We start from the raw sequence: 22,043 nt of genomic DNA on the forward strand, positions 1-22,043 counted from the left end.
CTCTCCTGTTATGATGAGTGCACAGCTTATCGCGCGATCTTTAGTAGGAATAGGACGTCCTAAAATGGACGCTTACGAACCTGATGGATCGGAGGCGTTGCAGCCAGGTTGATTTGGGTTATGTACAGATGGCTCTATGCACCAGTCTGTTACTGCGCCACCGCCAACCTGAGGAGTAAGTTCATTTGGCAGAACCTGAGAGTCTTGCGATAAGTTTACCAGTTGCTTTTTATTTAACTCTAGTTTCATAACAATCTTCCTTCCTTAAATAATCAGTTAGTGAAGCTCGCCATTAGGCACCTAACTACTAACACTAAACCAACCTTTATCCAATCAGGTGAAAAATTTATCACATATATATCACATTTAAATATCTGTTATCAAAACCGTAGCTATCAAATAGTTCTGCTACCATCCGGGCTTCTGACAATCAGGCAAACTTAAACCGAAAAAAATGCCGGCCAGTTAAACTGGCCGGCATCAGACTTAACGCCTATTTCTGAACTACTTATTTAACCGCTTAACTTACCAGATCTTTACCCGCACTTTTTCATCACGGTACATACCATCACCTGGTTTTACATCATAAGCCTGGTAAAACTGCGGCATATTCGACAAGGTACCTAACACGCGGTACATGCCCGGTGAGTGTGGCCCGGTGATCACTTGCTGGCGCAGGGCTTCATCGCGGAATTTGATCCGCCATACCTGGCCCCAGCCCATAAAAAAGCGTTGCTCTGGCGTGAAGCCATCAATGACCGCACCAGGTTGCCCGTGCAGTGAGTTTTGGTACGCTTTATACGACACGGTTAAACCGCCTAAGTCAGCAATATTTTCGCCTAAACCTAAAGCGCCCTGCAGGTGTAAATCGTCTATCGGATTAAAAGCGCTGTATTGGTCAATCATCAGCTGTGCACGGCTTTGAAACTGTGCCGCGTCTTGTTCTGTCCACCAGTCGCGCAGGTTGCCATCGCCGTCTGAGCGGCGGCCCTGATCGTCAAAACCGTGGGTAAATTCATGGCCGATAACACCACCAATAGCACCGTAGTTTACTGCATCATCTGCATCTACGTTAAAGAACGGTGGCTGTAAAATAGCGGCCGGAAACACAATTTCGTTCATAGTAGAGCTGTAATAGGCATTTACCGTTTGCGGTGTCATGCCCCATTCGCTGCGATCTACCGGTTTGCCTAAACGCCCGATGGTACGCTGATATTCACACTCTGAGCTGCGGCGCAGGTTACCAATTAAGTCTGTCGGGCTAATTTCCACACAGCTGTAATCACGCCATTTATCCGGGTAACCAATTTTGGTGTTAAATTTGGCCAGCTTAATTTGCGCCTGTTTTTTTGTTACCGGGCTCATCCATTCCAGCTCGTCAATGGACTGGCGAAACGCTACCCGCAGGTTTTCAATCATCTGATCCATACGGGCTTTGGCTTCAGGTTTAAAATGTTGCTCTACATATTTTTTACCGACCATAAAGCCCAGGTTGCTGTCTACCAGGCTCACGGCACGCTTCTCGCGGCTACGCTGCTCTTGCAGGCCATTTAAGGTTTTGCCGTAAAAATCAAAGCTGGCATCGGCAAAGGCGCTGCTAAGATTGCTGGCGTTGCTACGGATTAAATGAAACTTCAGATACTGCTGCCACTGCGCGACAGGCGTAGTAGCCTGCAGTTTGGCAAACTCAGTAAAGTAGCTGGGCTGGCGTACAACCAATTCGTTAATATTGCCAAGCCCCGCTGCAGTTACAAACGTCTGCCAGTCAAAGCCCGGCGCCAGTTTAGTTAACTCTGCAATAGTCAGCTTGTTATAAGTGGCGTTGCGGTCACGGTTTTGTACCCGGCTCCACTGGGCAGCTGCAATCTGCTTTTCCAGCGCGACGATATCGGCAGCAGCCTGCTGCGCATTATCCATGCCGGCCAGGGCCCACAGTTGGGCAATAAAAGCCTGATACTGGCCCAGCAATTCAACCGAGCGCTCATCGTCTTTTAAGTAGTAATCACGATCAGGTAAGCCTAAACCTGCCTGCGATGCACCGGTAATATACTGATCAGATTGCTTTTGATCCTGACCGACAAACAGCGCCACAGGTGTGCCGACACGGTAACGCTGCCATTCGCCCCACAGAGCTGTTAAATCCTTGTGCGATTTAAGGTTGTCAATTTGCGCCAGCTCAGGCCGTAGCGGATTTAACCCCAACACTTCGGCTAATTCTGCATCAAGGAAAGATTTATACAAATCTGCAATTTTTTGTTCATCAGAACCTTTGATTTGCTGTTCAGCGGCCAGTTGTTGCACTATCGCCAGCACTTGTTTTTCGGCGTTTTCGCGCAGTTCATCAAAACTACCCCAGCGGGCTTTATCTGCCGGGATCTCGGTTTTTTCCATCCAACTGCCGTTTACATAATGGAAGAAGTCTTGCTGTGGTGCGACACTGGTGTCCATATTCGACAGCTCAACACCTGAACTCAAGCCGGTTTGAGTTTGTACTGCGCTATTATTGTCAGCTGTTACACTGCTGTTCGAGCACGATGCCACGCCCAGCGCCAGCGCAATGCTCAGCGCAACTGTTGTGATTTTTCTCATTAGGGGTTCCTGGTTATTAACGTTCTTATTGCTTTAACGCAGGCCAGTGTAGGAGCATGATTAACGCTGTCCAGCCAATACAGGTTAAGCAGAATGCCTGCTGCGATAAATAACCGGCCGTTAAAGATCAATTTAACTTGAACTGCAGCGTTATTTTCCGCAGGATCGGCACAACTCTATTTATCTAAGGACTTTTTATGCTGGATACCGCCCTGACATCCCTTAATGGTTTACCGGCTTTTGCTGCTTACTTCGCACTGGCAGCACTGCTGATACTATTATTTGTACGTTTATATACTCTGGTAACACCGCACGACGAGTTCGGTTTAATCCGGGCCAACAACCCGGCAGCGGCAGTTGCCTTTGGTGGGGCATTAATCGGTTTTGCCTTGCCATTGTCCAGTGCTATTACACACTCGATGTCGTTACTCGACTGCGCAATCTGGGGTGGCGTAGCCTTGCTGGTACAGGTACTGACTTTTTTCATCAGCACCGCTGTACTAAAAAAGCTGCCGCAACGTATTACCCAGGGGGAACTGGCCGCTGGCATTTTCTCAGCTTGTTGTTCTGTCAGCGTAGGTATACTAAACGCCGCCTGTATGAGTTATTAAGGAGCGCATTATGACTACAACCAAAACATTTAAACGCAGCAAAACTGCCCGCCTGATCATGATGGTACCTGCAGCGGGCATGGTACTGGCAGGCTGTGGTGAAAAACCGGTTGAGGTACAGGTATTTAACTCGCCGGATGAATGCGCTGCTTACTATAACCCACCGGCAGAGTGTGAAGCCGCCTTTGACGATGCCAAAGCTTTGCATCCACTGGTGGCACCACGCTACGCCAGCCGGCAGGAATGTGAAACTGATTTTGGCACCGGCCAGTGCGAAACCGCACCGGTACTGGCAGCAAACAACACTGTGCCAGCAGAGCAAACGCAACAAAGCCAGCAAAGCAGCGGCTTTTTTATGCCAATGATGATGGGTTTTATGGCTGGCCAAATGTTAAACCGCAGTGGTATGGCCGGCGCACCACAGCAACAGGCCACCGCCAACCGCTCACCGGTGCCAAACCAGCCACTGTATAAATCACGCGATGATCGCAGCACTTTTCGTACTGCAACCAATACCGCGGTTGCCAGCCAGAGCGGTACCACCAGCATACGGCCATCTGCGGTACAACCTAAACCAGCAGCTATGGCGCGACGTGGCGGTTTTGGTGCTCAGGCAGCGCAGCGTAATGTTAGCAGCAACGGTGGTTAATTACTGATGAAACGCGTTAACAGCACCCCAAGGCCGGGCTGGAAAGCTTTTGCGCAAAGCGTCGGCTTTAATTTTCATACCTTTGACGGTGAACCGTATTGGGATGAAAGCGCCTACTATCAGTTCAGCCTGCAGCAAATAGAGCAGGATCTGGAAGACCCGACCGAAGAGCTGCACCAAATGGCGTTGGATCTGGTGGATGATATTGTCAGTAACGAGCAAAAGTTGCGTCTGCTTGGCATACCACAGCGCTTTTGGGATGCGGTGCTGGCCAGTTGGCGCAGCAAAGAGCCGCACTTATACGGCCGCATGGATTTCAGCTATAACGGTACCGGCCCGGCTAAGTTACTGGAACTGAACTACGATACGCCAACCTCGCTGTATGAAACCGGCTTTTTTCAGTGGGTATGGCTGGAAGACCAACTGATGCGTGGTGAACTGCCGCAAGGTGCCGATCAGTTCAACTCTTTACAGGACAAACTGCAGCAAGCCTTTAGCGAACTTAATCTGCCGCAACCGTTTTACTTTGCCAGCGTAACCGAAAGCATTGAAGATAAAGGTACGGTAGATTACCTGATGGATATTGCGCTGCAAGCCGGATTGAACTGCCGCTATATTCAGTTAGAGCAGTTAGGTGATATCGACGGCCAGTTGGTTGATTTAGAAGGCTTCCCGGTGCAGGGCTTATTTAAACTGTACCCGTGGGAATTTATGCTGCAGGAAGAATTTGCCAGCACTATTTTAACCAGCCAAACCCAGTTTATTGAGCCACTGTGGAAATGCTTGCTATCTAACAAAGGCATATTGCCGCTGTTATGGCAAAAATATCAGGGCCACCCTAACCTGCTGCCGGCATTTTTTGATGATGGCAGCAGCTTGCAAAATGGCTGGGTGCGTAAACCGCTGTTGTCGCGCGAAGGTGCCAACATTGAGCTGCTCACCAGCGATGGCAAAACGTTAAAGCAAGACGGCCCTTATAACGACAGCGGCTATATCCGCCAGGCGTTAGCCCCCCTGCCCAAATTTGCAGATAGCTATACTCTGATTGGCAGCTGGGTAGTTGCTGACAGCGCTGCCGGTATTTGCATACGTGAAGACAACAGCATGATCACCAAAGACAGCTCACGCTTTTTACCACATATTATCCTCGACTGATCCACAGCACTACCCCGGAGTGCAGGCTAAAGCACTCCGGTTAAAATTAACATCCTTCCCGATAAGTGTGTTTTTGGCCCGATAATATGTAAAGAAACCCGGCACTGCACTGTAAAAATATTTCGTCTTATTTCAGACATTTAAGGCTAAATCAAAAAATTATCAGCAAAAAATTAACCAACATTTTTGACAACGCTGTCATTTTTGCCATAGTAAATTCGCTCATTTTCTAAACGATACGGATCCGGGTTCTACGCCAGGCTGGCGCATGAATGTGCAATATCACGTATGCGCAACAGCGGTAAAACCTGGCTGGCGCTGCGAAATAAAAAGAAAAAATAAGCAACAATACTGGAGGAAGTTATGTTTAAACAAACAGTTAAGCTATGCGGCAGTGTTTCACTGCTACTGGCGGCCAGCATACAAGCCGCCACACCTAACACACCGGTGATCAGTTGGATGCCCACAGAGTATAGCCTGCAAAATGGTAGTGTGCAGGTACCGGTACGCTGGGATATGTGGTGGGGAACCAACGGAAACAAGTGGTATTTAAAACAAAATGACAGCGTTGTCTTTGCTGCTGCACTAACACCAAATGGCCAGAATGCGCAAACCGGCACAACCAACCTTACTTTTACCCAACCGGGTAGTTATCAGTTACAGGTATCCTTATGTCAGGTAACAGGTACAGTGGAAGAGTGCGCCAACAGCGGCATTACCACCATTAATGTTAACGGCAGCGGAGGTAATGGTGGCGATAATGGCGGTGGTAATAACGGCTTTAACCCCTGGACAGATCTTGATGTAACCGCCTGGCCGCACCCGCTAAAACAAAGCAATCTGCCGTATCAGAATACCACCGGCAAAAAAGTGGGCGCTTATTTTGTTGAATGGGGCATTTACGGCCGGGCTTTTCATGCCGCCGATATACCGGCACAAAACCTGACGCATATTTACTACGGCTTTATTCCGCTATGTGGCCCAAATGCTGGCTTACAGCAGGCTAACCCGGAAGGCTATGCCGCCCTTAACAGCCAGTGTGCCGGTAAACCGGATTACTCGGTGGTAGTGCACGATAAATTTGCCGCATTGGAAAAGAGCTACCCCGGCGATGTCTGGGATCAGCCGATACGCGGTATTTTTGCCGAGCTGTACCGTCTGAAGCAAACTCATCCGCATATTAAAATTTTGCCATCAGTTGGTGGCTGGACCTTATCTGATCCGCTGTACGACGTAGGCACTAACCCGGCAGCAAGAGCGGTATTTATTGATTCTATTATCGATTTTATCCGCACTTATGATTTCTTCGACGGTATTGATATCGACTGGGAGTTCCCCGGCGGCGGTGGCGCTAACACTAATTTAGGCTCTGCCCAGGATGGTGCCGGTTTTGCCACCCTGATGCAGGAGCTACGTACAGCCCTGGATGCCCTGAGTGTGGAAACCGGCCGCGATTATGAACTGGCAGCAGCAATGTCGGGCGGAGTAGAAAAACTCAGTGTGGTTGACTGGGAAGATGCCCACCAGTACATGGATTACATTAACCTGATGACTTACGACTACTACGGTGCCTGGAATGGCGTACTGGGCCACCAGACCGGCCTGTATCCATCGGCCAATTCTCCTACGCCGGGTTTTAGCGCCCACGAAGCCGTGCAATACCTGCTTAACCGTGGCGTACCGGCAGGCAAAATTGCCCTGGGTGCGGCTATGTATGGCCGCGGCTGGCAAAACGTGGCGGGTGTAACCGGTAATAACCCCTTCACCGGCACCGGTGGTGCAGGTATCAGTGGCGGCTGGGAACCCGGCATTATGGACTACAAAAAAATTGAAACCGACTATATGGGCGGGCCTGAAGCCAGCGGCGTTAATGGCTTTACCGTAGGCTGGGATAACACTGCCAAAGCCAGTTATGTCTGGAACCCTGCAACCAATACGCTGATCAGCATTGATACCAAGCGCTCGGTACGGGAAAAAGGTGCCTATATTCTGCAGCATCAGCTGGGCGGTATTTTCGCCTGGGAAATCGATGCCGATAACGGCCACATTTTAAACGCGATGCATGAAGGCTTAGGCCATCCGCAGCAATAACTGACATTGCCGGCCGGTTGTTGCTATCTCGTATAGAGAGAATCGGCTTGCTCTAAACCAACCGTTGCAGGCCAGGATGGCCGAATCGAGCCTACAGGGATGTATTTACGGCGTGTTGGTGTGAGCAAGCCGGTTCGGCCCGCAGCAACCAACGGCATTTTCCGGGAATACCACTATGAAACAACCTATCTTACTGTCGTTGCTGGCACTGGTTAGCACAGCGGCATTTTCACAGCAAACTGATCATAACAACTGCCGGCCCGATGGCCTGTACCAAACCCCCGGCATCAACGTACCCTACTGCACGGTGTACGACACTAACGGCCGCGAAATAATCAGCCCTGATCATCCACGGCGCATTATTGGTTACTTTACCAGTTGGCGTCATGGCAAAAACGGCCAGCCAGCGTATTTAGCCTCAGATATTCCGTGGGATAAAATAACCCACATTAACTACGCTTTTGCCCATGTAAATGGCGCCAACCAGATTTCAGTAGGTAATACGGGCTCGCCTGACAATGCATCAACCGGTATGGAATGGCCCGGTATTGCCGGTGCAGAGCTGGATCCAAACCTGCCTTATAAAGGCCACTTTAACCTGCTGCAAAAATATAAACAGCAGCACCCGCATGTAAAAACGCTGATTTCAGTCGGCGGCTGGGCCGAAAGCGGCGGCTATTTTGATGACAACGGCGATCGGGTTGCCAGCGGTGGTTTTTACAGTATGACCACCAATAGCGATTTAAGCATTAACACTCAGGGCATTAATACTTTTGCCGACTCAGCCGTAGCCTTTATCCGCCAGTATGGTTTTGACGGTGTGGATATAGACTACGAATACCCTACCAGCATGAACGACGCCGGTAACCCGGACGACTTTGCGCTGGCTAACAGCTTGCGTGGCGGCCTGATGCGCTCTTATGTCGAGCTGATGAAAGTGCTGCGGCAAAAACTGGATGCCGCCGGAGCTGCCGACGGTAAGCACTATCTGCTGACTATCGCCTCACCCTCATCCGGCTATCTGCTGCGCGGTATGGAAGCTTTTCAGGTAACCCAGTATCTGGATTACGTTAATATTATGACCTACGACCTGCACGGCGCCTGGAACCAGTTTGTTGGCCATAATGCCGCATTATTTGATACCGGCCAGGACGCCGAACTGGCAGCATGGAACTACTACAACACCAGCCAGTACCAGCAAATTGGCTACCTGAATACCGACTGGGCCTACCGTTATTTTCGCGGCACCATGCCTGCAGGTCGTATTAATATTGGCATTCCGTACTACAGCCGCGGCTGGAAAGATGTACAGGGTGGCAGCTTTGGTTTATGGGGCACGGCAGCGTTACCAAACCAAAGCCAATGCCCGCCCGGCACCGGTGGCAGTACAGTAAGCCAGTGCGGTAATGGTGCGGTAGGTATTGATAATCTGTGGCACGACAAAGACATTAATGGCAACGAGATGCCTGCAGGCTCTAACCCGCTGTGGCATACCATGAACCTAGCCGAAGGTATCAGCGGCAGCTACTTCAGCCTGTATGATCTTGATCCTGCTAACCCCGAGCACCAGCTTAGCGGCAGTTACAGCCGCCACTATGATGCTACAGCCGTAGGTCCCTGGCTGTGGAATGCGCAGAAGCAGGTGTTTTTATCGGTAGAAACCGAACAAAGCATCAGTACCAAAGCGCAGTATGTGATCGATAACGGCATTGGCGGCGTGATGTTTTGGGAACTGGCGGGTGATTACGACTGGGATGCAGCCAAAAGCGAGTATTTTATTGGCAATACGCTGACATCACTGTTTTATAACAGTTTTAAAAATGCCGGCCCTTATAATGCAGTAAAAGCCGAGCGCGTTATGCCAACCCAGGCGATAGATGTGCGCTTAAGTATCAGTGATTTTAAGCTCGGCGATCAAAACTTCCCTATCAACCCCAAGCTTACGCTGACTAACCACAGCAACAGCACTATTCCCGCAGGCAGTAATATCAGCTTTGATGTACCCACAGCAATACCCGATACCATCAGCGATCAAAGTGGTTTTGGTTTAACGGTAGTGGAAAGCGGCCGCAACGCCAGCGGCAACAATATCGGCGGCCTGCAAAATAATCTGCACCGGGTCGCGTTTAATCTGCCGGGTTATTTAAGCGTAGCCAGTGGTGAAAGCGTTACCGTTACGCTGAATTATCAGTTGCCTATGCCGATGCCGTCTAACTGGATCCTTAGCGCCAATGGTAACAGCTATGCCTTTGCCGAAGAGTACCCTCAGTTACCGGTTGTTGGCATCGGCAATGGCCCAGGTGACGGAGATGGCGATGGTAACAGCGAGAGTTGTGGCGGCATTACCGCCACTATTCACCCGTACCCGGCCTGGCCGCAACCAGACTGGGCCGGTAACCCAAGCCATGCCGTCAATGGTGATTACCTGTCGTATCAGGGCGGCGTGTACAAAGCCAACTGGTGGACAAACTCAGTGCCGGGCAGTGATGGCAGCTGGAGCTTTATTTGTAATTTATAAGCCGTTACCAAGCGCAAAACGGTGAGTAGCAGACTTACCGCTTTTCCTTGCGAGGGTCGATGCCTTATCAGGGCGCCACAGAGTGTCTGAGTCCGCACGCCAGTGCGGGCGAGTTGCTGTGGCGAGCCTGAGAAGGTCTTCGACCCGGAGCGCCAAGTCTCATAACCAAGAGAAATCACTATGCAACCCAAACACTTACTCCCTACACTACTAACAACAAGCCTGCTATTTACCAGCCTGCAGGCCAGCAGCCATGGCTATGTCGACTACCCCAAAGCCCGCCAGCAAATTTGTAAAGATGACGGCGGTTACTGGTGGCCGGCCGATGGCAGCGGCATACCTAATTCTGCCTGCCGTGCCGCTTACCAGCAATCGGGCGGTTATATGCTAACCCAGCACCATGAATTTTCGGCCAACGTTGCCGATTACCGTAATATGGCGGCAGTACAGGCCGTGGTCAGCGATGGCAGCCTGTGCGCCGGTGGTGACAGCCGCAAAAGTGGTATGGATATTCCCTCAACCGACTGGCAGCACACCAGCATTAACCTTGCACAAAACAATGAGATCACGCTGCGTTTTCGCGCCACCACGCCACACAACCCCAGCTACTGGCAAATTTACCTGAGTAAACCCGGCTTCGACAGCGCCAGCGAAACACTCAGCTGGAACCAGCTACAGCTGATACACCAGCAAGCCGACGTACCCGCCGAAGCCGGTTACTATAACCTTAATCTGCAGCTGCCAGCAGATCGCAGCGGCCCGGCGGTACTTTACACCCGCTGGCAGAGGGTGGATGTGGTCGGCGAAGGCTTTTATAACTGCTCAGATATCGAATTGGTAAATGGCAGCAGCGACACTCCGCCAGCATTGTGGTTTGATAAAGGCGCTTATGTAAACCTGCAAACGCCGGCAGAAGTAGGCGGTTATGCTCAGCTACGGCTATTTGATGCCGATGGACAAGAGCTGATAGACGAAAGCTGGCAGATCACCAACGCCAATATCGGCAATGCACTCTGGGCCACTGAACTGGCAACACAGATAAACACCCAGTACAGTAATCTGCTGCAAATTGGGGTGTTAAACGGCGATAATGTGGTATTTAGCAGCGATCTGGCAACTAACCGTGCCTATGTGCGGGATAACAGCAACTTTTATAACCTTGACCTGCGCCCGGCAGATAGCGGCGGCAATAACCCGCCTGGTAACTGCCCCGGTTATAACCTTAACAGTGTAAAAACTTACCCCGACTGGCCACAAGGCAACATCCAGGGCCAGCCCGGACACGTCGCCGCGGGTGATCACCTTATCCACCAAAACGCGCTGTATCAGGCCAACTGGTGGACACAATCCATTCCCGGTAGCGACAGCAGCTGGACACAATTATGTAGCTGGTAGCACTTATTCAGTGGCAAATAACAACACAGGCCGCAGTCGTGGCCTGTTAGTCCAGCGTTTACTTTTGCCGGATCGCACAATAATTCAGCATAAATATGCTTAAAAAGTAGATATACACCCACTAATCACCTAAAATGCCGACTTTGTCGCAGTTGCAGTTGGCATTTTGTCATCTTGCTGCCATCTTTAAGCCTTACACCTGTGTTGTCTTTTCAGAAGGAAGCCCCAAGCCCGTGCGTACTACTGAACTTGTTTCCGGTTTTCGTCAGTCTGCCCCTTATGTTAATGCTCACCGCGGTAAAACCTTTGTGGTAATGCTCGGTGGTGAAGCTATTAGCCAGAGCGGTTTTCGCAGCATTATTAACGACATTGCCCTGCTAAACAGCCTGGGTATTAAAATTGTGCTGGTGTATGGCGCCAGGCCACAAATTAATACAGCACTGCAGCAGGCTGGTTTAGAGCCAACCTACCATAACCGCGTGCGGGTAACAGATGACGACTCGTTTAAGCTGATTAAGCAGGTTGCCGGTGCATTGCAACTGGATATTACTGCCCGGCTGTCGATGAGCTTAAGCAATACCCCCATGCAGGGCGCCCAAATTAACGTGGTAAGCGGCAACTTTGTTATCGCCCAGCCACTGGGTGTCGATGAAGGTATCGACTATCACCACAGCGGCCGTGTACGCCGTATTGATGCGGCCGGTATCCGCCGCCAGCTGGATAACAACGGCATAGTGCTGATGGGGCCAATAGCCGCTTCGGTTACCGGTGAAAGTTTCAACCTTACCGCAGAAGATATTGCCACCCAGGTTGCGGTAAAACTAAAAGCCGACAAAATGATTGGCTTTAGTGAAATTGGCGGTATTGTTGGCGAAAATGGCGAGATAACGGCAGAGTTAATGCCAAATTACGCTGAAAAAATTATGCTGGATATGGAGCAAAAGCCTGATGCCTGCCCCGGCACACTGGCGTTTTTGCATGCCGCTATTACCGCCTGCCGTGCCGGCGTGCCTCGCTGCCACTTAGTTAGCTACGATGAAGACGGCGCCCTGCTGCAGGAGCTGTTTTCACGCGATGGTATAGGTACACAAATTGTGACTGAATCGGCAGAAAAACTGCGGGCAGCAACTATTTCTGACATTGGCGGTATTCTGGATTTGATCCGGCCGCTGGAGCAGCAAGGCCTGCTGGTGCGCCGCTCCCGCGAGCAACTGGAAATGGAAATAAACCAGTTTACCTTAATTGAACGTGATGGTTTGGTGATTGGCTGTGCGGCGCTGTATCCGTTTCCGGAAGAAAATGTCGGCGAATTTGCCTGCCTGGCGGTACACCCTGATTACCGTGATGCCGACCGCGGCAGCCTGTTGCTAAAAAGCATTATTCAGCAGGCGCGGCAGCGTAAATACGACAAACTGTTTGCCCTGACCACCCGCAGCATTCACTGGTTTTTAGAACAGGGCTTTGAGCTGTTAACGGTAGACGATTTACCGGCACAGAAAAAGCAGCTGTATAACTACCAGCGCCGTTCAAAAATTCTGGCCATTACCTTATGATCCGCACCGGGCCGTCATAGCGGCCCGGTGTTTTTATACTATCCGGCAATAAAAACCTGACCTAAATTATTTTGCCCGCTGCAAACTGGCTACACTAAAAATATCTGCCACTAAAACGGATAGCTAGCGGTGCAACGTATACTCATGCTAAGCCTGCTGTTACTGCTGCTAAGTTCACTGTTGCTAATACAGTGTAGCAACAGCCCCGGCCCTCGCTGGCGCGAACCAAACCCGGTGCAGGCTATTGCTCCTGATCAGGCTGGATACCTGATTACCGTAAGCTCTCATCTTCGCCATATTGCCCGCCCGGCAGACCCATATCCGTACCCGATACCACTGGGTGAACCAGGCCCGGTCATGCCGTTATACAGCGGCGGCCTGCGTTACCCGTTATATTGCGATTTTTCGCAACAGGGCTTACCACAACCACTGGCAGATAACCAACAAGGCTATGGTATTGCCATAACACAGCAGGGCAACACTATCGGTTACAGCAAAGACTGCCTGCACCCGGCCAGCCTGCAATATTTCCATGTCAGCGCTGCTGGCGATATCAGTCACTATCAGCAACAACCTTTGATGCCCGGCGATATAATACTGCGGCTTGAACTGGGTACAATTAACCGGTTCTTTTACTATCTGCTAATGCCGGTACTGCCGGAAGAAAGCACGTCACGCAACAGCGCTAAGCTATGGAACGGCAAACTGATTTACCAGTTTCATGGCGGCGTGGGTATTGGTTACCGCCAGGGTTATATACGCACAGAACGGCTGATTAACGACCGGCTGGCAGAACTGCGCTTGGGCTTTGCTGTTGCCAGTGCCAGCATTAATAAAACCAGCTACGGCTATAATTTTTTACTGGCTGAAGATACTGCCAGCCGGGTAAAACGCCAGTTTATCAGCCTGTATGGCCAGCCACTGTACACTATGGGTATTGGTGGTTCGGGTGGGGGTATAGCGCAATACCTGCTGCTGCAAAACAGCCCGGACCTACTCGATGGCGGTATAGCCCTGTACAGCTATCCCGATATGCTAAGCCAGACTCTGTATGCGCTGGATTGTGATTTACTGCATAACTATTACTACTTTAATGCCGTTGATAAAACCCGCTGGCAACAGATTAGCCAGCGCCAGTTACTCGAAGGGCTGAGCGTATCGACACAGCACAGCCTGAAATTCAGCCAGCAGGTTGTGCTGGCTCAGCTTGGCAGCGGTATCTGGCCCACGCTGCCCGACGGCGCGACCCAATGCCATAATGCCTGGCTTGGTTTATCGTCACTGGTGCATAACCCCACCCAGGGTAAACTGAAAAGGCTAACCACAGATCCGCTGCTGGCGCAGGTTAACTGGAGTTACTGGGGCGATATGGCCGGTATTTTTGGTAAAGACGAACATGGCTTTGGCTACAGCCTGTGGGATAACAGCGGCGTACAATATGGCCTTAGTGCTTTAATTAAAGGTGAGCTTGGTGCGAAAGACTTTATCGCCCTGAACGCTGCTATAGGCAGCTGGCGTGCACAACCGGATATGCGGGCAGAACAAATTAGCTACTTGCCACTGGTAGATGTACCGCTGTGGCATACCGCTTTTGGCCGACAAAATATTATCAGCCATAATCACAATAAAGCCGCCCCCCGTTTCAGGGCCGATATGGCAGCCATTGCCCGGGCTTACCGCTATGGTCAGCTGTTTCTGGGTATGACAGAAAAACCCATTTTGGATCTGCGGCATTATCTGGACCCTCAGCTGGACATGCATCACCTTGAGCCGTCATTTGCCGCACGTGCCCGGCTACAAAAACGCAATGGCCATACTGCTAACCAGTTAATCTGGGTAAGTCATCCCGGCTATACCCCTTTAGCTGAAGCCGTCGCTCTGATGGATCAGTGGCTAACCCGGCAGGAAAAACCGTTACAGGCCAGCGACCGCTGTTTTGCGGCCAATGGCTCTGTTATCGCCAGCGGCGATCATGTCTGGCACAGCGGGGAACTATGTGCAGCAACCTACCCTGCACTGAGTAACAGCAGGCGCCAGGCCGGTGCGCCTGAGCATGGCCTGATGTTCAGCTGTGCACTTATCAGCACTGATGAAGCAATTGCACGCGGCGATTACCTGCCACAAAATATGCAGCCTTTCGCCGCACAGCTCAGAGCGGTGTTTCCTGCCGGGGTGTGCGATTACACCCGGCCGGATCAGGCCATGCCGGAAGATCTAACTTTTGCCTACTGAAAGCGCAACCTGCTTGCCCAGAGCCCGCGCGGTAGTCCATTTACCGCCTGACACGGTTAACAGCTGGCCCTGCCAGTTAAGCTGATATTCGCGGCTGGCTTTGCTGGCATTGGCCGTGCCGCCAAGCAAGGGCCGCACACCGGCAAAATCAGCCAGTACCGCCTCACGCTGGCGCGCCGGTAAAAAATAGTGGTTATATACGCCCAGTAAGTAATCACGCTCGGCATCTGAGCACACTATGGGCTCATCCAATTGCTGGCGCACTTCGGTAGTTCCCAGCAGTGTTTTGCCCTGATACGGCAGCACAAATACAATCCGCGCTTCGCCCGGCACTTCCAGCATATGGCCGTAACGGCCGATTGGCGGCAGCAATAAATGGCTGCCACGCACTAAATCCAGCGGTTGCTGCGGTAAGTCAGATTGCTGTAACAGCTGCTGGCTCCAGGGCCCGGCCACGTTTACTATGCGTTCAAACTGCTGCCAGCCACTGTTCAGCAATACCTTGCCATCTGTGGTTACCTGTTGCACCGGGCTGTGCTCAAAAATATGCACTCCGGCTTTGGTACATTGCTGAGCCATCCACAGGCCGAGTTTTTTATCGTCCATCTGGCCATCAAAAAACAGGTAAGCCCCGGCTAAACCTTCGCTGCTTAGTTGCGGCGAACAGCGCAGTGCCTGCGCAGCTGTTAACCAGCGATGGCGGCCAATGCCTTTTCTGCCGGCAAAAGTATCATACAGCCACAGGCCTATTTTTAATTGCCAGCGGGCCCGGCGCGAGGTGTTATATAGCGGATACAAAATGGGCAGGCGGCGGGTTAACTGCGGTGCTTTTTTTAGCCACCAGCGCCGCTCCTGCAATGCTTCGCGCACCAGCCGGAACTCACCCTGCTCTAAATAACGCAGGCCACCATGCAGCAGCTTGGAAGATGCCTGGCTGGTAGCCTGCATCAGGCCGTCACGCTCAAACAGGCTTACATCATGCCCGGCCAGTGCCAGTTGCCAGGCACTGCTTAAGCCGTTAATGCCGCCACCTATTACTGCTACTTTCATATGTTATCTCCGCCTGCTCTGGAGAAGCCTGCAACTGTTAACTACACTTTTCATGCGTGCCATCAAGCCTTACCAACCATTCCGGCAGCAGTCGCATTAACACAAACTCTCAGGACCAACAGTACCACCAGCTGTACTGTATATCAGCATATTATGGAGCATACATCATGAGGAACTATCTTAAATGGCAGCTTATTTTGCTGTTTCTGATACAAGGCTGCAGCGACGCGCCCAATATCAAGGAGCAGTATGCCAAAGACCTGCCAGCACACTGGCAACTGGAAAGTTTTAAAATTGAAGCCGAAGAACAAAGAGGCACCAAGGTTGACCCTGTGTTCGAGTACCGTTTTATTGCCGAAGTATCACCCAAAGAGCATCTGCATCAGCGTGTCGGCCGCTTAATGGATACCGATATTGTGAGTGTTGTTGTGAAAAAAGGCGCCGAAAGCAAACTACATGGCAAAGCCCACGCCAGAATGTATCAGGGGGAATGGCAGACACAGTTTAATATGGAAAGCAGCCCGCCGGCAGATGGCAGCCCGTTGTCAGCTTATAAAGATAAGGTGGTGGTGCAAGGTAGCAGCGATTATAAAAAACTGATTAAAGCTACCAGACAACAGCTGGACAAATTGGAACAACAAATTCTGCAAGACGATCAACGCTTCCAGCAGGGCCTGGCTGAATACAATACTTTATCACAAGAGCTGGCCGAAAAATCCCGTTTATCTTCAGAACAATTGAACAAGCAACAGCAAGATTACCAGCAGCAGCGTAACGTACTGTATAGCCAAAGCCGGGCGCAAAGCCAGGATGCACAGCAGCAACTACAGGCGCAGCGCCAGCAGCAAACCGCTGTATTTAAACAACAATACGACGCGGCAGTTGCAGAGGTAGATAAAGAGCACAGGCTAAAAACTGCTGAATTCAGCGCCGAGAAAACCAAGCTGCGGCAATGGCGCGACACTGAACGCACAGCAGCACGCAGCAGTAATAATGCCGAAGCAGAAGCGGCACGCAAAAGCATGGCCCGGGCCGACTACACGGTGCACAAAGCCAGGCTGGATGAACAGTTACGCAGTAAAAATCAGGAAATTGAGCAAAGCTATAACCAGCAACTGGCTCAGGTTCAGGCCAGAGAGACAGAGCACAATAACAACCGGCGTGATAAACTGGCCGCCCTGAATACCGAGTATCGCAGCCAGGTTGACAATATCAGCCAGCAGATTGCAGCCCAGGGTTCTGCGCAACATGCCGAGCTTAACAGCAGCCAGAAGCAACAGCAGGAAGATTTAGATAAAGTGCTTACTGCTGCACGCAATGCGCATCAGGCCCTGCAAAATAACAATAATCAGCAACTAACAGCAAAGCGCCAGGAGCTAGACAAACTGCAGCGTGACATGGCGGCTAACCGTAGCAGCTATACCCAGCAGGCCCGATTGCTACAACAGCTGGAACCCGGCACTTAAAGCAACACCAGATCATCGCGGTGCACTACTTCTTCACTCGGGCAATAACCGAGTAAATCAGCAATTTGCTGGCTGTGGGCACCGCAAATCCGCTTTAATTCAACGGCGCTGTACTGGCAGATGCCTTTTGCCAGTTGCTTGCCGCCGCTGTCACATAGCCAGATAGCATCGCCTTTATCAAAATCACCTTCAGCGGTAACAATGCCTTTGGCCAACAGCGATGCCCCCTTGTGCAGCAGCGCCTGCACTGCACCGCTGTCCAGCACAATACTGCCATGGCTTTTCAGACTGTGCAGCAGCCAGTGCTTTTTTGCACTCAGCCGGTCTTGCTGGCGCACAAATAAAGTACCGGCCTGCTCTCCTTTAAGTAAAGCCTCAAAACTTTCCGCCTTCTGGCCGTTAATAATCAGTGTATCTACACCAAGCCGGGTGGCTTTTTCTGCCGCCTGAATTTTGGTTACCATGCCGCCGGTACCAATGGCGTGGTGGCTACCGCCCGCCATGGCATAAATACCGGCATCAACCCGCTCTACTCTGGGAATAAAGCGCGCATCAGGTGTGGTTCTGGGGTTGGCACTGTATAAGCCATCAATATCCGAGCAAATAATCAGCACATCAGCATCAACCAGTACAGCTACCATGGCCGCCAGATTGTCGTTGTCACCCACTTTCAACTCTGCAGTGGCAACACTGTCGTTTTCATTTACTACCGGCAGCACCTGGTTTGCCAGCAAAGTACGCAAGGTGTTGTCGATATTAAGATACCGGCGCCTGTCGGCCAGGTCATCGTGTGTCAGCAAGATCTGCGCACAACGAAAATCGAATAAATGGCTCCAGGTAGCCATCATCTGTGTTTGACCAACCGCTGCCATAGCCTGCTTAATATTAATAGGTAGCGGATGATGTGAGAAAGCGATAGCCGAACGCCCGGCGGCCACACTGCCGGAAGACACCAGCACGACTTCAACGCCGTGCTGACGGCATTCGCTGATAAAGCGGGCAATAGCAAGTAAATAACGGGTAGAACACCCTTTGGCATCCGGGGAAATCAGCGCACTGCCTACTTTGATCACAATGCGCCGCCAGGCTGAATTTAACATAGACACACCTTCACACTGCTGTAGTGCCAGCAGCTTAAAGTTCAGGCGTCTATATGTCTATTTAATTTTGCGCACGGGCCACTTTTACCTCACAGTTGCCGGGCGATAAATGGGTAAAACCACCATAGGCTGAAATAACCAACTGCTCGTCTGTCAGCTTTCTTACCTGCCAGCTAACCTGGCCGCTGCCAAAGGCCGGGTGATCAATAACAAATGAGCCCGGAGTCTGGCGAATAGTATATCTGAATGTGTCCTGCCGCTGGCCCTGGCTGATATGCTGTACCATCTGGCGCTCGCTGAAAATCCAGGTTTTGCGCATGGCGTTATCCAATGTCACAGTACCATCAACTGCCACCGAGGTACCAATTTCACACCAACTACCAGAAATCAGCTGATTAATATCCACTACCTGCTGTTCACCAAAACGGATATCCACTTTTACTTCATTACCACTACGGCACGGCTCGCCCTGAAATACCACATCGCCGTTAGCTGCCGTGCATTTATACACTTCAGCACTGGCATAAGGCACTACCAACATAGCGGCGGGCAACAAATATAAACGTATCATTATTGTCATTATTCAATCCCTTAAAGCACACAGGCAAACTGCATGCTGACAAAATCCTGCTTACAATACTGAAAAAACCATCTAAAGTGAATCATGCTTACATAAATATACAAAATAGCAACAAAACCTTTTTCTTAGTTCCGTTATAGTTCAGCCCGAATTCAGCTGTCAGCACTATGCTAAGCAGAATAATTTATCGGGAGTTTATTATGCGCCGTTCAGCTTTGTTAGTATCTTTATTATCTGCCAGCCTGGTGATGGCAGGTTGCGCGTCTACAGAATATTCCAATACCGCCAAGGGTGCGGCTATAGGCGGTGTGGTGGGTGCCGTTGCAGGTAAAGCCACCGGCAACCATAAAGACAAACGTCTGGTGATTGGTGCTGCTGTAGGTGCTTTAGCCGGTGCCGCTGTAGGCAGCTATATGGACAATCAGGAAAAAGCCCTGAAAGAAGAATTAAGCGGCAGTGGGGTAAAAGTGGTGCGCGATGGCGACAAATTGCGCCTGGATATTCCTGCCCAGCTGACATTTGATATTAACCGCTCAGACATCCGCCCTAACCTGTACCCGGTATTCAATGATATTGCCAAAGTACTGCGCGATTATGAAAAAACCATGCTGGTTATTGCCGGCCACACTGACGACACCGGCGCCTATCAATACAATATGACGCTGTCGCAGGCACGTGCTGACAGCGTTAAACAGTACCTGACAGCACAAAATGTGCAGGCTATCCGTATTGAAACCCAAGGCTATGGCCCAAGTTACCCAATAGTACCAAATACCTCTGAAGCTAACCGCGCCTTAAACCGCCGGGTAGAAATTCATATTGAGCCTATAGTGCAATAAGCACTACACATAAAGCAAAAAAGCGGCCGAAGCCGCTTTTTTCATTTATAAGCCAGGATTATTGCTCTGCTGTTTCTGCAGACACAATATCCAATAGCTCTACTTCAAATACCAGTACGCTGTTTGGCTTAATAACGCCCATATCACGTTCGCCGTAGGCCAGTTCTGATGGAATAGTAAACTTAAACTTAGAGCCTACGTTCATCAATTGTACGCCTTCTGTCCAGCCCGGAATAACGCGGTTTAACGGGAACTGTGCCGGTTCGCCACGATCCAGTGAACTGTCAAACTTGGTACCATCAGTTAATGTACCAACGTAATGTACTTTTACTGTGTCGGTTGCTGCAGGTTTTGCGCCTTCTGCCGCCTGCAACACTTCATACTGTAAACCTGACTCAGTTACTTTTACGCCTTCTTTCTTGGCGTTTTCCTCTAAGTAAGCTTTACCGGCGGCAATAGCCTGAGCAGCTTCAGCTTCCATTATTGCGGCTTGCTTTTCACGGAATTGTTCTTCCAGCGCCGTCATCATGTTTTGCACTTCTTCTTCGGTCAGTGCGGTTTTATCCGCAATGGCGTCTTGTACACCGCGTAAAATTAATGCGCTATCCAGCGACAGGCCCATTTTGCTGTATTCGTCCAGCGTGCTGTCCAGGTAACGGCCAACAGACACGCCTAAACTGTAAGATTGTTTTGCTTCGTCAGTATCCAGCGCAGCCGGCTTCTGGTCTGCTTCTTTCTGACAGGCTGCAAGAGTGATAACAGCCACTGCGACCAGTGACATTTTGGTAACTAAGCGCATTCGGTTCTCCAAGATTTACGCAGCCAGGCTGCAAAAGTATGTTTTAATAGTGTCCAATGAACTGACCTATACTAACGGTTTGTGCGGATGAGGTTAACACCCGACATGAAATATCCTGTGTTTTTTCTGCTATTACTGCTTGGTGGCTGCGAAAAACTGACATCAACGCCCCCTTTGCAACAATTTCCGCATGTAGCACAAGGCAGCTACGCCGCGGCTTTGTCAGATGATGGCCGCTACAGTGCCGTATCGTCAATTCAGGATGGCGTGGCGTTGTGGGATTTGCAAACCAATGCCTTAAAATACCAGTGGAAGCATCAGGATAGTGCTGAAAACCTGGTATTCAGCCTGGCTATCAGCAATAACAACAGCCATGTACTAACGGCCGATCAAAATACTTACGCGTTATGGCAGCTTAGTAACGGCGAAAATATCGGGTTTTGGCAGTTAGATGCCGCCACCGTGCGTGATGTTGCGGTGTCGGATAACGGCGCACATTTACTGATAGGTAAAAGCAATGGCGGCGTGCAGCATATTACGCTGGCATCCGGCCGGCGGCTGGAGTTTTTAGGCCATACCGAGCGCATTAACAGTGTGGCCATGTCGCCCAATGGCCGCTATGCCCTAACCGGCGGCAATGACTACAAAGCACATTTATGGGATACGCAAAGTGCGCAAATTATATATAGCTTCAGCCACCCCAGCCGGGTAACCAAAGTAGCACTCGACCCGCAAGGCCGCTATGCCTTTACCGCCGACAGCCAGGATTTAGCCCAGATTTGGGACATTCAAACCGGCCAGTTAGTCAGTGCGTTAAAATTTGTTGCACGCCAGCAAATATTCAGTGCAGTGCGCTTTAGCCACGATGGTAAATATCTGGCTACCGGCGCCCCTACGCGCAAACTGGCATTATGGGATGTACAAAGCGGCCGCGAGTTACAGCAATGGCAAGTCGGCGTAAAGCCAGACAGCCGCCCACCCAGTGCGGTAGTGCATGCGGTAGCATTTTTAACAGATAATAAGCTGATAAGCGAAAGCTCCAGTGGCATAGCCGAAGTATGGGAGATAACACATGACACCAAGTGAGCAGGAATTACAGCTGCATATTGTTGAGTTAGAGAGCAAGCTGGCGTTTCAGGAAGATACGGTAAACAGCTTAAGCAATGAATTGCTGGAGCACCAAAAACGTATAGACCGGCTAACCCAGCAGGTAATGCTGCTGGCCGAGAAACTACGCAACCTGCCGGATGATCAGGGGATATTGCGGCCGGAGGAAGAGCCACCACCGCCGCATTATTAAGGATTGCGTTATCGGCCGATCTGAGAGAATAGGGTTGCTCTAAGCCAACCGTTGCAGGCCAGGATGCTGACAAATTCGCCGGGAGCGAATTTGAACAGCTCTGCTGATCCGCAGGA

18 protein-coding genes are annotated in these 22,043 nt (G+C 50.7%); 12 read left to right on the plus strand and 6 right to left on the minus strand.

All coding sequences use genetic code 11. The annotated features are described in order from the left end of the window. Window positions 1–72: 72 nt before the first annotated feature. Complete coding sequence (locus tag J3B89_RS16135; RefSeq protein WP_215398639.1) at window positions 73–249, minus strand: hypothetical protein; 177 nt, start codon at window positions 247–249, stop codon at window positions 73–75. 276 nt (window positions 250–525) lie between these two features. After that, entirely contained in the window at window positions 526–2,589 is a 2,064-nt protein-coding gene (locus J3B89_RS16140; RefSeq protein WP_215398640.1) for a M13 family metallopeptidase, read from the minus strand. Window positions 2,590–2,786: 197 nt separating this feature from the next. On the opposite strand from J3B89_RS16140, the gene J3B89_RS16145 reads away from it, so the two are divergent. The 8 genes from J3B89_RS16145 to J3B89_RS16180 all read left to right on the plus strand — a co-directional run bounded on the left by J3B89_RS16145 (window position 2,787) and on the right by J3B89_RS16180 (window position 14,793). Then, on the plus strand, window positions 2,787–3,200 hold the full coding sequence (locus tag J3B89_RS16145) for a DUF350 domain-containing protein (protein ID WP_215398641.1): 414 nt from the start codon (window positions 2,787–2,789) through the stop codon (window positions 3,198–3,200). A gap of 10 nt (window positions 3,201–3,210) precedes the next feature. Beyond that, entirely contained in the window at window positions 3,211–3,849 is a 639-nt protein-coding gene (locus J3B89_RS16150) for a DUF1190 domain-containing protein (protein WP_215398642.1), read from the plus strand. A 6-nt stretch (window positions 3,850–3,855) separates the two neighbouring features. Then, window positions 3,856–5,004 (plus strand): glutathionylspermidine synthase family protein, encoded by a 1,149-nt coding sequence (locus J3B89_RS16155; protein WP_215398643.1) that lies wholly within the window; start codon window positions 3,856–3,858, stop codon window positions 5,002–5,004. A gap of 363 nt (window positions 5,005–5,367) precedes the next feature. After that, complete coding sequence (locus J3B89_RS16160; protein WP_215398644.1) at window positions 5,368–7,095, plus strand: glycosyl hydrolase family 18 protein; 1,728 nt, start codon at window positions 5,368–5,370, stop codon at window positions 7,093–7,095. Window positions 7,096–7,270: 175 nt separating this feature from the next. Beyond that, window positions 7,271–9,613: a glycosyl hydrolase family 18 protein gene (locus tag J3B89_RS16165; protein ID WP_251372503.1), complete on the plus strand. Its 2,343-nt coding sequence runs from the start codon at window positions 7,271–7,273 to the stop codon at window positions 9,611–9,613. A 180-nt stretch (window positions 9,614–9,793) separates the two neighbouring features. Then, window positions 9,794–11,008, plus strand: coding sequence for a lytic polysaccharide monooxygenase (locus J3B89_RS16170; RefSeq protein WP_215398645.1), 1,215 nt, complete (start codon window positions 9,794–9,796; stop codon window positions 11,006–11,008). 233 nt (window positions 11,009–11,241) lie between these two features. Further along, on the plus strand, window positions 11,242–12,561 hold the full coding sequence (gene argA, locus J3B89_RS16175; RefSeq protein WP_215398646.1) for an amino-acid N-acetyltransferase: 1,320 nt from the start codon (window positions 11,242–11,244) through the stop codon (window positions 12,559–12,561). 129 nt (window positions 12,562–12,690) lie between these two features. Continuing rightward, on the plus strand, window positions 12,691–14,793 hold the full coding sequence (locus J3B89_RS16180; RefSeq protein WP_349814231.1) for a DUF6351 family protein: 2,103 nt from the start codon (window positions 12,691–12,693) through the stop codon (window positions 14,791–14,793). On the opposite strand, the gene J3B89_RS16185 is transcribed toward J3B89_RS16180, so the two are convergent. After that, window positions 14,776–15,843 carry a glycerol-3-phosphate dehydrogenase/oxidase gene (locus J3B89_RS16185; RefSeq protein WP_215398647.1) on the minus strand — a complete coding sequence of 356 codons (1,068 nt, stop codon included), beginning with the start codon at window positions 15,841–15,843 and terminating at the stop codon, window positions 14,776–14,778. The two genes, J3B89_RS16180 and J3B89_RS16185, sit on opposite strands and share 18 nt — an antisense overlap. A 167-nt stretch (window positions 15,844–16,010) precedes the next feature. On the opposite strand from J3B89_RS16185, the gene J3B89_RS16190 reads away from it, so the two are divergent. Further along, window positions 16,011–17,309, plus strand: coding sequence for a coiled-coil domain-containing protein (locus tag J3B89_RS16190; RefSeq protein WP_215398648.1), 1,299 nt, complete (start codon window positions 16,011–16,013; stop codon window positions 17,307–17,309). On the opposite strand, the gene proB is transcribed toward J3B89_RS16190, so the two are convergent. Both proB and J3B89_RS16200 read right to left on the minus strand, forming a co-directional pair. Beyond that, window positions 17,306–18,409: a glutamate 5-kinase gene (gene proB, locus J3B89_RS16195; protein ID WP_215398649.1), complete on the minus strand. Its 1,104-nt coding sequence runs from the start codon at window positions 18,407–18,409 to the stop codon at window positions 17,306–17,308. The two genes, J3B89_RS16190 and proB, sit on opposite strands and share 4 nt — an antisense overlap. A gap of 61 nt (window positions 18,410–18,470) precedes the next feature. Beyond that, the gene (locus tag J3B89_RS16200) at window positions 18,471–18,989 is read right to left on the minus strand and encodes a DUF4124 domain-containing protein (protein WP_215398650.1); all 519 of its coding nucleotides are present in this window, start codon (window positions 18,987–18,989) and stop codon (window positions 18,471–18,473) included. Window positions 18,990–19,189: 200 nt separating this feature from the next. Here J3B89_RS16200 and J3B89_RS16205 point away from each other — a divergent pair, with 200 nt between their 5' ends. After that, window positions 19,190–19,828: a YiaD family glycine zipper/OmpA-like lipoprotein gene (locus J3B89_RS16205; RefSeq protein WP_215398651.1), complete on the plus strand. Its 639-nt coding sequence runs from the start codon at window positions 19,190–19,192 to the stop codon at window positions 19,826–19,828. A gap of 58 nt (window positions 19,829–19,886) precedes the next feature. On the opposite strand, the gene fkpA is transcribed toward J3B89_RS16205, so the two are convergent. After that, entirely contained in the window at window positions 19,887–20,627 is a 741-nt protein-coding gene (fkpA, locus tag J3B89_RS16210) for an FKBP-type peptidyl-prolyl cis-trans isomerase (protein WP_215398652.1), read from the minus strand. A 105-nt stretch (window positions 20,628–20,732) separates the two neighbouring features. Between fkpA and J3B89_RS16215 the strand changes: the two genes are divergently transcribed. Together J3B89_RS16215 and J3B89_RS16220 are read left to right on the plus strand one after the other, a co-directional pair. Beyond that, window positions 20,733–21,713, plus strand: a complete 981-nt coding sequence (locus J3B89_RS16215) for a WD40 repeat domain-containing protein (protein WP_251372504.1) — start codon at window positions 20,733–20,735, stop codon at window positions 21,711–21,713. Continuing rightward, entirely contained in the window at window positions 21,700–21,927 is a 228-nt protein-coding gene (locus J3B89_RS16220) for a SlyX family protein (RefSeq protein ID WP_215398654.1), read from the plus strand. The genes J3B89_RS16215 and J3B89_RS16220 overlap by 14 nt, the downstream gene beginning before the upstream one ends. Window positions 21,928–22,043 lie beyond the last annotated feature (116 nt).

Source organism: Rheinheimera oceanensis, from assembly GCF_018831085.1.
Lineage (GTDB): Bacteria > Pseudomonadota > Gammaproteobacteria > Enterobacterales > Alteromonadaceae > Alishewanella > Alishewanella oceanensis.